15 protein-coding genes and 2 tRNA genes are annotated in these 13327 nt (G+C 71.7%); 5 read left to right on the forward strand and 12 right to left on the reverse strand.

All coding sequences use genetic code 11. From position 1 onward, the window contains the following. Positions 1 to 9: 9 nt before the first annotated feature. The 3 genes from QQX10_RS02285 to QQX10_RS02295 form a co-directional block, all read right to left on the reverse strand. Positions 10 to 492 carry a gluconokinase gene (locus QQX10_RS02285; protein WP_301120568.1) on the reverse strand — a complete coding sequence of 161 codons (483 nt, stop codon included), beginning with the start codon at positions 490 to 492 and terminating at the stop codon, positions 10 to 12. Between the two features lie 168 nt (positions 493 to 660). Next, entirely contained in the window at positions 661 to 1857 is a 1197-nt protein-coding gene (gene dinB / locus QQX10_RS02290; RefSeq protein WP_301120566.1) for a DNA polymerase IV, read from the reverse strand. Between the two features lie 245 nt (positions 1858 to 2102). After that, a tRNA-Ile gene (locus QQX10_RS02295) sits at positions 2103 to 2176 on the reverse strand. 100 nt (positions 2177 to 2276) lie between these two features. Here QQX10_RS02295 and QQX10_RS02300 point away from each other — a divergent pair. Continuing rightward, positions 2277 to 2352, forward strand: a tRNA-Asn gene (locus tag QQX10_RS02300). A 48-nt stretch (positions 2353 to 2400) separates the two neighbouring features. Here QQX10_RS02300 and QQX10_RS02305 read toward each other — a convergent pair. The 7 genes from QQX10_RS02305 to dnaG all read right to left on the reverse strand — a co-directional run bounded on the left by QQX10_RS02305 (position 2401) and on the right by dnaG (position 9061). Further along, the gene (locus QQX10_RS02305; RefSeq protein WP_301120393.1) at positions 2401 to 2805 is read right to left on the reverse strand and encodes a hypothetical protein; all 405 of its coding nucleotides are present in this window, start codon (positions 2803 to 2805) and stop codon (positions 2401 to 2403) included. Positions 2806 to 2854: 49 nt separating this feature from the next. Further along, a complete protein-coding gene (locus tag QQX10_RS02310; protein ID WP_301120391.1) occupies positions 2855 to 3280 on the reverse strand; it encodes a VOC family protein in 426 nt (141 codons plus the stop codon). Between the two features lie 41 nt (positions 3281 to 3321). Then, on the reverse strand, positions 3322 to 4203 hold the full coding sequence (gene phnE, locus QQX10_RS02315; RefSeq protein ID WP_301120389.1) for a phosphonate ABC transporter, permease protein PhnE: 882 nt from the start codon (positions 4201 to 4203) through the stop codon (positions 3322 to 3324). After that, the gene (gene phnE / locus QQX10_RS02320) at positions 4200 to 5006 is read right to left on the reverse strand and encodes a phosphonate ABC transporter, permease protein PhnE (RefSeq protein ID WP_301120387.1); all 807 of its coding nucleotides are present in this window, start codon (positions 5004 to 5006) and stop codon (positions 4200 to 4202) included. Before phnE (QQX10_RS02320) ends, phnE (QQX10_RS02315) begins: the two co-directional genes overlap by 4 nt. Next, on the reverse strand, positions 5003 to 5773 hold the full coding sequence (gene phnC / locus QQX10_RS02325; protein ID WP_301120385.1) for a phosphonate ABC transporter ATP-binding protein: 771 nt from the start codon (positions 5771 to 5773) through the stop codon (positions 5003 to 5005). Before phnC ends, phnE (QQX10_RS02320) begins: the two co-directional genes overlap by 4 nt. Positions 5774 to 5855: 82 nt before the next feature. Beyond that, complete coding sequence (phnD, locus tag QQX10_RS02330; protein ID WP_301120383.1) at positions 5856 to 6881, reverse strand: phosphate/phosphite/phosphonate ABC transporter substrate-binding protein; 1026 nt, start codon at positions 6879 to 6881, stop codon at positions 5856 to 5858. A gap of 179 nt (positions 6882 to 7060) precedes the next feature. Then, complete coding sequence (gene dnaG, locus QQX10_RS02335) at positions 7061 to 9061, reverse strand: DNA primase (protein ID WP_301120381.1); 2001 nt, start codon at positions 9059 to 9061, stop codon at positions 7061 to 7063. 118 nt (positions 9062 to 9179) lie between these two features. On the opposite strand from dnaG, the gene QQX10_RS02340 reads away from it, so the two are divergent. Genes QQX10_RS02340 through QQX10_RS02355 form a run of 4 tightly spaced genes read left to right on the forward strand, consistent with a single transcriptional unit; the run spans position 9180 to position 11429 of the window. Further along, positions 9180 to 9635, forward strand: coding sequence for a DUF6941 family protein (locus QQX10_RS02340; RefSeq protein WP_301120379.1), 456 nt, complete (start codon positions 9180 to 9182; stop codon positions 9633 to 9635). Between the two features lie 3 nt (positions 9636 to 9638). After that, positions 9639 to 10061 carry a hypothetical protein gene (locus tag QQX10_RS02345; protein WP_301120377.1) on the forward strand — a complete coding sequence of 141 codons (423 nt, stop codon included), beginning with the start codon at positions 9639 to 9641 and terminating at the stop codon, positions 10059 to 10061. Then, positions 10058 to 10465, forward strand: coding sequence for a hypothetical protein (locus tag QQX10_RS02350; protein ID WP_301120375.1), 408 nt, complete (start codon positions 10058 to 10060; stop codon positions 10463 to 10465). Before QQX10_RS02345 ends, QQX10_RS02350 begins: the two co-directional genes overlap by 4 nt. Further along, the gene (locus QQX10_RS02355; RefSeq protein ID WP_301120373.1) at positions 10458 to 11429 is read left to right on the forward strand and encodes a DUF368 domain-containing protein; all 972 of its coding nucleotides are present in this window, start codon (positions 10458 to 10460) and stop codon (positions 11427 to 11429) included. Before QQX10_RS02350 ends, QQX10_RS02355 begins: the two co-directional genes overlap by 8 nt. On the opposite strand, the gene QQX10_RS02360 is transcribed toward QQX10_RS02355, so the two are convergent. Together QQX10_RS02360 and QQX10_RS02365 are read right to left on the reverse strand one after the other, a co-directional pair. After that, complete coding sequence (locus tag QQX10_RS02360) at positions 11426 to 12703, reverse strand: deoxyguanosinetriphosphate triphosphohydrolase (RefSeq protein ID WP_301120371.1); 1278 nt, start codon at positions 12701 to 12703, stop codon at positions 11426 to 11428. The genes QQX10_RS02355 and QQX10_RS02360 overlap by 4 nt on opposite strands. A gap of 9 nt (positions 12704 to 12712) precedes the next feature. Continuing rightward, entirely contained in the window at positions 12713 to 13279 is a 567-nt protein-coding gene (locus QQX10_RS02365; protein WP_301120369.1) for a dihydrofolate reductase family protein, read from the reverse strand. Positions 13280 to 13327: the final 48 nt, after the last annotated feature.

Raw genomic sequence — 13327 nt, forward strand, 5'->3', positions numbered from 1 at the left:
CTCATCTCCTCACAGCGCGCGGCGGAGCGCGGCGACCGCGGCGGCCACCACGGAATCGGGCGGCAGCGTGGCGTCCACCACCACGCCCGCCTCGTCGTCGTCGAGCATCTCCAGCGTCGCGTACTGCGACGCGACCAGGCTCGCGGGCATGAAGTGCCCCTCGCGCGACGATGCGCGACGCAGGGCCTCCTCCTCCGTCAGGTGAAGGTGCAGGAAGGACGCGGTGGGAGCGCCGGCACGGATGCGGTCGCGGTAGGCACGACGCAGCGCCGAGCATGCGAGCACCAGGCCTCCGGATGCCTCCGCCTCCGCGAGCGCCGCGCCGCAGGCGTCGAGCCAGGGCCAACGGTCGTCGTCGGTCAGAGGCACGCCCGAGGCCATCTTGGCGGTGTTCTCGGCAGGGTGGAGGTCGTCGCCGTCCGCGAACGGCACCCCGAGCGCGGCGGCGAGCGCGGCCCCGATGGTGGACTTGCCGGTCGCCGACGGGCCCATCACGACGACGAGAGGGGCACGCTGCGTCGCACCTGGGCCACGACTCGGAATCGACCTGGCAGGCATGTCGCTACGGTACCGGGAGCCCCGGTCCACGGCCGGCCTGCGTGCCGTCCATCTCCGCGCCACGGGAGCCATGTGCACGTCATCGACCAGGCCTGCATGTGTCTACTCGTGTTCAGGCAGCCGCGGCGCCGACCAACCAGGGTCACGGCCGATGAGCGCGGCGCGCGTGACGGCGGCTGAGCCGAATCGATCGCGGACCGCATCGAGGGCGGTGTCGATGCGCGCCCCGTCATGCCAGTCGATCGGGAGCTCGGGCTGCACCGAGCCGGCGCTGGTCAGCTGCGCGAGCGAGACGCCGATGAGGGTGACGCCCCGGCCGGAGATGTCGGGACCCGCCGCCGCGAGCAATCGCTGGGCGACGCCGAGCAGCACCTCGGTGCGATCGGTAGGCGCGGCAAGCGTGTGCGATCGGGTCGCCTTCGTGAAGTCGCCGTAGCGGAGCCTCAGGACCACGGTGGCGCACACCGATCCGCGATCGCGCAGGCGCCTCGCGAGGCCGTCGACGATCTGGGTGAGGATCAGCCCGAGCTCACCACCGGTGTACGACCGATTGCCGAGCGCGCGTTGCGAGCCGATGGATCCGTGGCGCTTGGTCGTCTCGACCGGCCGCGGGTCCCGGAGCCGGGCCAGCGCGTGCAGATGCGCCCCCGCCGCCTTGCCGAGCCACTGCTCGGCGGTCGCCGCTTCGAGCTCGGCCAACTGCCCGACGGTGTAGACGCCGTTGCCGTGAAGCTTCTCCGCGGTCACCGCGCCCACGCCCCAGAGCCGTTCGACGGGGAGTGGATGAAGGAACGCCTCCTCGCTCTCCGGCTCCACGACGAGGAGACCGTCGGGCTTGCTGACCGCGCTCGCCACCTTCGCGAGGAACTTGGTTCTCGCGACGCCCACCGAGATCGGAAGCCCGACCTCGGCACGTACGCGCTCTCGCAGGCGCACGGCGATCTCCTCAGGAGTCCCGACGAGACGGCGAAGCCCGCCCACCTCGAGGAACGCCTCATCGATCGAGACGCCCTCCACGTACGGAGTGGTGTCCCGGAAGATCGCGAACACTGCACGGCTCGCGGCCGAGTAGGCCTCCATGCGGGGAGGGACGACGATGGCGTCGGGGCAGAGCGCACGCGCCCGCCGCACCCCCATCGCGGTGCGCACGCCCCGGGCCTTCGCCTCATAGCTCGCGGCCACCACGACACCGCCGCCCACGATCACAGGACGTCCGCGCAGTGCGGGCTCGTCGCGCTGCTCGACCGAGGCGTAGAACGCGTCGAGGTCGGCGTGGAGCACCGTCGCTTCGCCGCGCATCCCACACCTCCCGTCGCCACACGCTCTTCCCGGAATGGTCTCACCCGGTCCCGACACCGCGTGGGTGCGCCCGAGTGTCGGTTGACTCTGACCGCCACGAGCACCGGTCAGTGCGGGAAGGATCTCGGCCGTGCTCAAGTCCTATCCCGCCGAGTTCCGTCGTGATGTCGTCGCGGTCACCCGTCAGGGCGGCTCGATCGCGCAGATCGTGAAGGACCCCGGCATCGCCGAGTCGTGCCTGCGTGTGGGCCAGGCGGGACTTGAACCCGCGACCGATGGATTATGAGTCCACTGCTCTAACCGGCTGAGCTACTGGCCCGGGGCCCCCGAGGAGGCCGCCGGACAGTCTAGCCGGGGCCGCAGGCGCCCCCGCGGTGTCATCACCATGCCCGAAGATCCGGTACAGTATTCGAGCGCGATCCTCCGTAGCTCAATTGGCAGAGCAGCCGACTGTTAATCGGCAGGTTACTGGTTCGAGTCCAGTCGGGGGAGCCACCGGAGCCGGTCCTCATCGAGGGCCGGCTCCTTCTCTTTCCAGGCCTTTCACCGCGCCAGGCGATGCGCCCGCTCGACCAGCGCATCGGCCACCGTGTTGCGGTAGACGGTGAGGAGCTGCTGCCGCTCGATCCGCTCGCGGCGGTTCAGCCGCGGCTCCGCGAGCACGCCCCACCCCAGCAGCGCGGCGCCGATCAGCCCCACGCCGGGGTCGCCGAACACGATCGCGTATGCGAGCACCAGGGGCGCCGCAAGGATCAGCAGCGGCGAGCGGTCCCACCACGGGCGCAGGGAGCCCTCGTCCCGCATCGCGCGGCGCACCACCCCCGGCGCGTGCCGGGTCAACGCCGCGACGCGCACATCCCGCAGCGCCCGGGTCGAGGGCACGAGCGACTCGTCGAGCGCGGCCACGTCGTGGCGCGCCCGCGTGCGGACCGTGCGCACGGCGTCCATATTCGGGACGTTACCAGCGGCGCCCCCGAACGCAAGTGGAGCACCGGCGCTATCCCCCGAACGCCACCGTGCCGTCCGGGCCCACGGGCGAGAAGGGGTTCATCGCGACCTCCCACACGTGGCCGTCGGGGTCGGCGACGTACCCGCTGTAGCCGCCCCAGAACACCTTCTCCGGTCGCTTCAGCAGGGTCGCGCCGGCGGCCAGCGCCTGGTCGACCACCGCGTCCACCTCGGCCTCCGTCGGGTAGTTCTGAGCGAGCGTCATGGCGCCCGTCCCGAGAGCGGCGCCGGGCCTCCCCTGGTCCGCGGCGAGATCCTCGCGCCCGAACAGCCCGATCACCACGCCGTTCGCCTGGAAGAAGACGATGCCCTCCTGCGCCTGCGCGGGCCTCCACCCCCAGGCCTCGTAGAAGGCGCGGGAGCGGGCGAGGTCGGCGACCCCCAGGGTGATGAAGGACACGCGCGGGGCGGGCATGCGGGCTCCTCTCGAGGCTGCTCCCACCCTACGCGCGCGACCTACAGCGTGGCGGCGTCCTGCTCGACCTTCGCGTCCGAGGTCCCGGTGCCGGAGATGATCCGGTGACGGACGGCACCGGACACCGTGTCGACCAGCACGGTCACCACGATGATCACGAACAGCAGGATCCCGATGAAGTCCCATTCGCGGTACCGGAAGGCCTGCGACAGCACCGAGCCGATGCCTCCCGCGCCGATGATGCCCAGGATCGCCGAGGCGCGGATGTTGATCTCGAAGCGGTAGAGCCAGAACGCGAGCACCTCGGGCAGCACCTGCGTCCAGTACGTCCAGCGCAGGATGGCGCTGCCGGGCGCGCCCGATGCGCGGGCCGCCTCCACGGGGCCGGGGTCGATGCCCTCCAGCGCCTCCGCCGTGAGCTTCCCGAGCGTCCCGACCGCTCCGATGCCGAGCGCCAGCGCGCCCGCGTTGGCGCCGAAGCCGAAGATCGGGAGCAGCAGGATGATCGCGAACACCAGCTCGGGCAGCGTGCGGATCGCGTTGAGGATCACGCGCGTGACCTGCACCACGACGGGATGCGAGACGTTCCGCGCGGCGAGGAAGCCCATCGGGATCGACAGCGCCGCCCCGATCATGGTGCCGATCCACGCCATCGAGATCGACTCGAGCATGCCGCCCAGCGCGGCGGACCAGTACTCGCTGTACGGCTCGGAGAACGGGTTCTGCACGAGCCCCTTGAGCATCAGGTAGAAGTACCGCCAGCCCTCGGTGAAGATGTCCGGCAGCTTGCCCCAGTCGGCGTTGGACAGCCAGCCCCCGCCGACGACGAGCAGGACGAGCACGATCGCGCCGATGGTGGCGCGGGCCTTGCCTGGCTCCTCGGGGCGGACGGTACGCGTCGGCGACGCGGTCTCGGCGCTCACACGAGCCTCCTTCGCAGGTACTGGGAGACCTGGTCGATGATCAGCACCACCACGAACATGCTGATGACGATCGCCGAGACGTTCTCGTAGTTGAAGCGCGCGAACTGCACCTGGATCAGCTGGCCGATGCCGCCACCGCCCGCGTAGCCGATGACCACCGACGAGCGGATGTTGAGCTCGAAGATGTAGAGCGCGTAGGACAGGAAGTTCGGCAGGATCTGCGGCTGCACCGCCCAGCGGGCGCGCGAGAACGTGCCCGCGCCGGAGGCGTCCGCGGCCTCGAGCGGCCCGGGCTCGACGGCGTCGATGGTCTCCGCCGTGAGCTTGGCCGCGATGCCGATGTTGAAGATGAACAGCGCGAGGATGCCGGCGAGCGAGCCGACGCCGACGAGCGCGACGAAGATCAGCACGTACGCGACGTCGGGCAGGGACCGCAGCACCGCGAGGAACCACTTGGTCGCCCGGTACAGGGCGTTCGACCGGTTGGTCACCTTCGACGCCATGTACGCGAGCAGCAGGCCCACGAGGATGCCGAAGAAGCTCGCGACGAGCGCGATCGAGATGGTCTCCACCCACGCGTTCCACGACCTGCCGAGGTACGCCCAGTTGGGGTGCAGGAACTGCTCGACCACCACCCAGCCGTTGGCGAAGTCGGTGAACAGCGGGCGGAGCGTGAAGTCGATCTCCCACGCCGCCCACACCGTGATGGCCGCCGTGATGAGCAGGCCCGCGACCAGCGGCCGGCTCACCGGGGGCTTGCGGGGACGCGACGGCGCCGGGGCGCCCGCGGACGTGGCCGTCATGCGTGCCCGGGCAGGACGTCGTCGGCGGTCAGCGAGCGGCCGTAGATGTCCTCGAACACCGCATCGTCCGCCTCGGCGCCCGTACCGTCGAACACCATCTTCCCGGCGCGCATCCCGATCACCCGGTCGCCGAACTGGCGGGCCAGGTCAAGGAAGTGCAGGTTCACGAGCGTGGTGATGCCCAGCTCGCGGTTGATGCGCTGCAGGTCCTTCATGACCATCTGCGCGGTGGGCGGGTCCAGCGACGCGACCGGCTCGTCCGCGAGCATCACGCGCGGGTCCTGCGCGAGGGCCCGGGCGATCGCCACGCGCTGCTGCTGACCGCCGGACAGCTGCGAGGCCCGCGTCCAGGCCTTCTCGACGATCCCGACGCGCTCGAGCGACTGGTAGGCGCGCTCCTTCTCGTCGGCGGTCCACGCGCCGAGCAGCGAGCGGTACGCGGGGATCCCGTGCATCTGGCCCATCATGACGTTGTTCATGACGGAGGTGCGCTTCACCAGGTTGAACGACTGGAAGATCATCCCGATCCCGGAGCGCACGTCGCGGAGCTTGCGCTGCGAGGCGCCGGCGACCTCGGCCCCGTCGACCTTGAGGCTGCCCTCGGTGACGGGCACCAGCCCGTTGATGGTGCGGATCAGCGTCGACTTGCCGGCACCCGACAGGCCGACGACGACCACGAACTGGCCGTCGGGGATGGTGAGGGACACGTCGTCCAGGCCGACCACCCCGTTGGGGTAGCGGACGGTGACGCCTGAGAGCTCGATCATGTGACTTGCCTATCAAGAAAGGGGCGCCGGCGGCCAGCCACAGGGCCGACCGCCGGCGCGTTGGACGGACGAACGCTTCTGCTTACTCGGAGCCGAAGTTCTCGTACGTCGGAGCGACGAAGTTCTCGAACGCGTCCTGGTTCGCGGCCTCGAGGCCCTCGATGTCGTACACGGCGGCGAGGGCGGCGAGGCCGTCCTCGGTCGCGGCGACGTCGAGCAGCGCCTGGGTCAGGGTCTCCTGGACCGAGGCGTCGAGGTCGCCGGAGAGGACCACGCCGTCGTTCGGGATGTTGTCGGTGTAGGCGAACACCACGACCTTCTCGCCGACGTCCGAGAACTCCTCCGCGAGGTTGGAGCGGGCGTCGTTGTAGGAGAGGCCGATCGCCGCCTCGCCGTCGTAGACCGCCTGGACGGTCTGCGAGTGGCCGCCGGCGAAGAAGCCGCCGGTGAGGTCGTTGATCGGGTCCACGCCGAGGATGGTCGCGAGCTGGGTCGCCGGGAAGTAGTAGCCGGAGGCCGAGGTGGCGTCGGTCCACGCGATGCTCGCGTCGGCCGGGACGAGCGCGAGCGCGTCCTCACCCTGCGGGCCGGAGTAGCCGGTGGCGCCGTTGCAGTACGAGTAGTTGATGCCCTCGTCGTCGGCCTCGGTGGTGACGTCGTCGAGGCAGTAGGTGCCGGGGTCGTTGGTGAACCACTGGCCCACGTACTCCGACGAGCCGTAGCGCAGCGCCTGGAGGACGATCTCCGCGCCGGCCTCCTCGTGCGCCTGCCACATGGCGATCGGGCCGAGGAAGCCGATGTCGGCCTGGCCCGTCTGCAGCGCGACGACCACCGCGTTGTAGCTGTCGGGGACGAACACCTCGACGGGGATGCCGAGCTCGTCCGACAGCACGCCCGCGAGCGCCTCGCCGTCGGTCGTGATCTGCTCGACGTCGTCCGACGGCACCAGCGCCAGGGTGAGCGACTCGGGCAGGCCCGAGCCCGCGTCCATGGTCGCGTCCGCGCTCGCGGTGGCCTCGTCGGTGGTGTCGCCCGAGCTCGAGCAGCCCGCGACGGCGATCGCGAGGCCCGCCGCGACGGCGGCCGAGGCGAAAATCCGGTTCTTCACAGCTTCAACCCTCCAGGTCAATCCTGAGCCGCCCTGCCGGCGGCGAGGCCGCCCGGGGACGGACGGCCTCCTGGCAGGCTAATCGGGTTGAGGCGCCGAGTGCCGCTATGTCGTCAAGAGTTCTTCGCATGGTTACATGCCGTTCATCGGCACTTTGCCATTTCGAGACAATTGGCGAGTCACCCTGCGTCGCGGAGCTCCCGCCGACGCTGCTCGAGACGGATCATCTCGGCGAAGGCCTCCTGGGCGCCCTCGCTTCCCGCCCCGGCCCGCTGCATCCGGCCGCGCAGATCCGCGATCTGACGGGTGAGGCTGTGGTCCAGCAGCCGCGCCAGCACCGAGCGCGCGTACGCGCCGAGCTCCGACGGCTTGTCGTGCGGCAGCGGGGTGACCGCGAGCTGCGACACGGTCGCGGCCACGTCCGGCCCGGCCTGCTCGAGCACCGCGCCGACCCAGTCCCCGTCGACGCCGCCGGGTCCGCCGGCCGCCTCGATCGCGTCGTAGATCAGGCCGTACTGCGGCACGGTGAAGGCGTCGCGGGACAGCTCGAGGTAGATCTGCACGCACGCCGGATCCTCGGCGACCTGACGATCGGCCTGCAGCAGGACGCCCAGCGACAGCGCCTCGGCGCGCACCACGGGATCCCGCGGGTTCGGCCGAACCGCGCCCACCGTCGCGATCTGGCCGGTCTCCGGGTCCATCGGCGGCGGGCCGTCGTCGTACGGCCGCGGTGCCTCCCCCGCTCCGGCGGGGGACGATGCGGCGCCCCGGCCCGCGGGGGCCGTCCCCGCTCCGGGAGGCCGCGCACCGGTCCCGCCCCGCGCATCGTCCCTCCCGGAGGATCGCGAGACTGCCCGCAGCACGTCGGCGGGCTCCATCCCGAGCCATCCGGCGAGACGGCGCGCGTACTCGGGCCGCAGCGCGGTGTCGCGGATCCGGGCGACGATCGGCGCGGCCGTCCGCAGCGCGGCCACGCGACCCTCGGGGGTCTCGAGGTCGTGCGCCGCGAGGGAGGCCTTGATGACGAACTCGAACAGCGGCACCCGCCGGTCCATGAGCTGCGCGACCGCCGTGTCGCCGTAGAGCTGACGCAGGTCGCACGGGTCCTTGCCCTCGGGGTCGACGGCGACGAAGGTCTGCGCGAGGAACTGCTGGTCGAGCGCGAAGGACTTGAGCGCGGCGTTCTGCCCGGCCTCGTCCCCGTCGAACGTGAAGATCACCTTCGCCCCGGTGGAGCCGACCTTGAGCTGCGCCTGGCCGGTGTCGCCCATGAGCCGGCGCACCACCTTGACGTGGTCCTCCCCGAACGCGGTGCCGCAGGTCGCGACCGCGTTCGTCACACCCGCGAGGTGGCACGCCATCACGTCCGTGTAGCCCTCGACCACCACGGTGGTCCGCTCCGACCGGATGGCGCCCTTGGCGAGGTCGATCCCGTAGAGGACGTGGCTCTTCTTGTAGATCTGCGTCTCAGGGGTGTTGAGGTACTTGGGTCCCTGGTCGTCCTCGTGGAGGCGCCGGGCCCCGAAGCCGATGACGTCACCCGTGACCTCGCGGATGGGCCACACGAGCCGGCCGCGGAAGCGGTCGTAGACGCCGCGCTGACCCTCGGATACGAGCCCCGAGGCCTTCAGCTCGGCCTCCGTGAAGCCCTTGCCGCGCAGGTGATCGGTGAGGTGCGACCACCCCTGAGGGGCGTAGCCGCAGCCGAACGTCCGCGCCGCCTCCCCGTCGAAGCCCCGCTCCCTCAGGAAGTCCCGGGCGATGCGGGCCTCGGGGCTGGCCAGCTGCTCGGCGAAGTACTCGGCCGCGACGCGGTGCGCCTCGAGCAGGCGGCGGCGCATGCCCGCGCCCGACTCGGAGCCCCGGCGCCCCCCGGACTCGTAGCGGAGCGTGACACCCGCGCGATCCGCGAGGTACTCCACCGCCTCGGCGAACGGCAGGCCGTCCATCCGCATGACGAACTCGATCACGTCGCCGCCCTCGCCGCACCCGAAGCAGTGCCAGCGCCCGACGGCGGGGCGCACGTGGAAGGACGGGGAGCGCTCGTCGTGGAACGGGCACAGGCCCTTGAGCGAGCCGACCCCCGCGGGCTTCAGGGACACGTGCTGGCCCACGATGTCCTCGATGGGTGCGCGCTCGCGGACCGCCGCGATGTCGTCCCTGTTGATCGTGCCCGCCACGGGCCAAGGGTACCGGCGCGGGAGCGGGCCGCAGCGCTCCTCACCGCAACGCTCGGGAGGAGCTTGGCACCGCAGGCCGCTACCCTGGTACGAGCATCCCGATGGAAGGACATCAGCTGTGAGAGTGGACGCATTCCTCGCCGACTCGGCCGAGGTCGTGCAGAACAAGATCTACGCGCTGGGCGCGGGATGGAACATCATCTTCGTCCGCGGCTTCCCCGCGGTCCACCGCCGCCTCTCGGTCGGCGCCGTGGTGCACGTCCCGTTCACGGAGACCAACCGCACCCACAACTTCGAGCTCAAGCTGCTCACCGAGGACGGCGTCGAGTACCCGATCGGCGTGCGCCCGGACGCGGACGGCAAGCCCGCCCCCGTGCGCGCGATGGGCGGCGAGTTCACCGTCGGCCGTCCCCCGCACCTGGTGGACGGCGACGAGCAGGTCGCGAGCTTCGCCTTCACCATCGACGGCCTCCGCTTCGACAAGGCCCGGCTGTTCTCCTGGGTGATCTCGATCGACGGCGAGGAGATGACGCGCCTGCCGATGCGCGTCCAGCAGGCGGCTCAGCAGGCCTGACGCGTGGAGATCTACACCGGGGTGATCTACCCCCTGGTGCTGATCGTCGCCGCCGTGCTGGCGGTGACCGGCATCGTGACCCTGCTGTACCCGCCGGCGCACCGCGTGCTCCAGTGGGCGGTCTCGGCGACCTGGGGAGCGGTCGGCGTGCACCTGGTCGCCGTGGTGATCCTGCTGCTGTCGGGAAGCTCGGCGGGGCTGGTGCTCACCCTCGGCTACCTGCTCGCCTCGGTGGCGCTGCTGCCCCTGCTGGGGATCGGACGGCTGGGCACGCCGGAGGCGGCGGCCGCCGATCCCGACCCCGAGCGCCCCGTCCTGTCGCCCGCCCAGATCGCGCGCGTCGACGCCGCGTCGGCCGCGATCGTCGCGATCGCGCTCGCCGTGCTCGCATGGCGCGTGCTCATCATCCTGGAGACCGCCGCATGAACCCCGTGGCGCGCATCGCGCTGATCGTCGCCTACGCCGTCCTCGGGCTCGCGGCGACCGGCCGCTCGGTGGTCCAGATCACCACCAAGTTCTCCGAGGCCCCGCTCGCGTACTCCGTGTCGGCGGTCTCCGCCGTGCTGTACGTGATGATCGCGGTGGCGCTGTGGAAGCGGTGGAGGAGCCTCGCGGTCGCGGGCACCGTTGTCGAGCTCGCCGGCGTGCTGATCGTCGGCACGCTCGGGTACGTCGAGTCCTCGTGGTGGCCCGACGAGACGGTGTGGACCGGCTACGGCTCCGCCTACGGCTGGGTGCCGCTCGCGCTCCCGATCGTGGCGCTGACGCTCCTGCTGCGCGGCCGTCGGGCCCGGGCGACGGCGGACGATGCGGTGGTGACCGATGGTTGACACGCACCTCGAGCATGGCCGCCGCACCCCCGCCCAGGCGGCGCTGGACGTGGTCCGTGGCGCGCTGATCGGCACCGCCGAGACCGTGCCCGGCGTCAGCGGCGGCACGGTGGCGCTCATGACGGGCGTCTACGAGACGCTGCTGACCTCCGCCGGCCATGCGATCGCCGGCATCCGTGAGGGAGCCGTCGACCTGGTCCGCGGACGCGGTCTCGCGCGGGCACGAGCCCAGTTCGCGAACGTCCGCTGGGCGGTGCTCCTGCCCGTGCTGATCGGCATGGGCATCGCGCTGGTGTCGATGGCCCACGTCATGGAGACGCTGGTCACCGAGCATCCGGAGACGATGCGCGGCTTCTTCCTCGGCCTGGTGCTCGCCTCCCTCGCCGTGCCCTACCGGCACGCCACCGCATCGTCCGCCCCGCGCCGGGGGCCGGGGCGGCTGGGCGCGCGCGAGTGGGCGATCGCGGCGGCCGCCGCGGTGGTCGTCGCGGTGATCCTCTCGTTGCCGGTCGCCCAGCTCGAGCCCGCGCCCTACGTGCTCGTGCCCGCAGGCGCGATCGCGGTCTCCGCCCTGGTGCTCCCGGGCCTGTCGGGTTCGTTCCTGCTGCTGACCATGGGACTGTACGAGCCGACGCTCGAGGCGCTCAACGACCGCGACCTGGGCTACCTCGCGCAGTTCGCGGTGGGCGCCGTGATCGGCCTCGTGTCGATCGTCAAGCTGCTGCAGTGGCTGCTCGAGCACCACCGGCGGCTCACGCTGGTGATCCTGACCGGCGTGATGGCCGGGTCGCTCGTGGCGCTGTGGCCGTGGCAGGACGACGCGCGCGGCTACCTCGCGCCGACCGGGAGCGTCGCGGGCCCGCTGCTCGCGACGCTGGGCGGCTTCGCGATCGTGGTGATCGTGCTGATCGCCGAGCATCGGCTCCTCGCCCGCCGCGAGGCTCGCGAGCAGGACGCCGCCTAGGAGATCGCGGTCCGGCGGCGCACCACGTAGCGGTGGTGCCAGTCGTAGGCGGACTTGTCGGTGAGCGACGCCACCTGGTCGATCGCCACCCTCAGCCGCGCTGCATCGCCCGCCGCCTCGCGATGCATGACGGCGAAGTGCGGCTCGAGCGCCTCCTCCCCCAGCTCCACGAGGGCGCCGACCAGGTCGGCGAGACGCTGCCGCTGCTGCGTGTACGCCGGCTTGCGCTCGCGCGGCGCCATGAGGAAGTGCACGGCGATGCCCTTGAGCATGAGGATCTCGTCGGCCGTCTCCTGCGGGATCACCAGCTGGGCGTGGTGCCGCGTGAGGGCACCGTCGCCGTAGCGCTGGCGCGTGGCCGTGGCCACGGTCTCGACGGTGCGGCCGATCAGCTGGCTCGTCATGTCCTTGAGGGTGGCGAGCGCACGGAACGAACCGTCGTACTCGTCCATCCACCACGGCTCCGCCTGGAGCCTCGCGAGCGCGGCGAGCAGCGCGTCCGGGTCTCCTCGCCCGTACCACTCACGGGCGTGGGCGACGATCTCGCGCGCGCGCCCGGGATCCCGCAGCACCCCGAGCGACACCGTGTGGTGCACCACCGAGTCCTCGACGTCGTGCACCGAGTAGGCGACGTCGTCGGCGAGGTCCATCACCTGGGCCTCGAAGCTCTGGCCGCGGTCCGGGGCGTCCTCACGCAGCCAGCGGAACACCGGAAGGTCGTCGTCGTAGACGCCGAACTTGCGGGTGGGCCGGCCGTCGGGCCGGGTGGGGGTCGCGTCCTCGCGCCACGGGTACTTCACGCTCGCGTCCAGCGTGGCGCGCGTGAGGTTGAGCCCGACGCTCTCCCCCGTCACCGGGTCGAAGGACTTGGGCTCGAGCCGGGCCAGGATGCGCAGCGTCTGCGCGTTGCCCTCGAAGCCGCCGATGTCCTTCGCGACGGCGTCGAGCGCGCGCTCGCCGTTGTGCCCGAACGGCGGATGTCCCAGGTCGTGCGCGAGGCAGGCCGCGTCGACCACGTCCGGGTCGCACCCCAGCACCTTGGCGAGCCCGCGGCCCACCTGCGCGACCTCGAGCGTGTGAGTGAGGCGCGTGCGCACGAAGTCGCCCGTGCCGGCGCCGAGCACCTGGGTCTTAGCCCCGAGGCGCCGCAGGGCCGAGGAGTGGACGATCCGGGCGCGGTCCCGCTCGAAGGGCGTGCGGTTCTTCTGCTTCGGAGGCTCCTGGACGTAGCGCAGCGCATCAGCCTGGGCATAACCGTCCGGAAGCGCGCACACGCTCCGACTCTAGCGGGCGGCCAGATGCACCTGGATGAACCCCTCCCCGAACCTCGCGACCTTCTCCACCGTGAGCTCGCGGCGCTCCGACAGGCCCGCGAACAGGGACGTTCCTCTGCCGAGCACCGTCGGCACCATCGTCGCGACCAGGTGATCGAGCACCCCGGCGACGAGCGCGCTGCGGACTGTCGCGGCGCCGTCGACGTAGACGTCGGCGTCACCCGCCGTCGCCTGGGCGGACGCGACCAGCGCCTCGATGCCTCCCGCGGCCGCGCTCACGCCCGCGCGGGATCCCGTCAGGGGGCGGTGGGTCGCGACCAGCATCGGGGTGTCCCCGTACGGCCAGTCGGCGAAGGACGTGACGATGTCGAAGGTCCGCCGGCCCATGAGGATGCACCCGACCCCCGCGAGGAAGTCGTCGAAGCCCAGGGGGTCGCCGTCCGGCCCCTCCGACCACGGTCCGACGGCGACCGGCGCGGCGCCCGCGGTGCGCCGCTCGAGCCAGGACAGGTCGTCGCGCTCGCCGGCCACGAAGCCGTCGAGCGACATCGCGAGGTACGCGCGGACCCGACCCACGGCATCACCGTATCCCGGCGGGCTGCGGCGGTGCCGAGCAGGAGTGGC

It is taken from the genome of Demequina lignilytica, assembly GCF_030418305.1.
In the GTDB taxonomy this organism is placed as follows: Bacteria; Actinomycetota; Actinomycetes; order Actinomycetales; family Demequinaceae; genus Demequina; species Demequina lignilytica.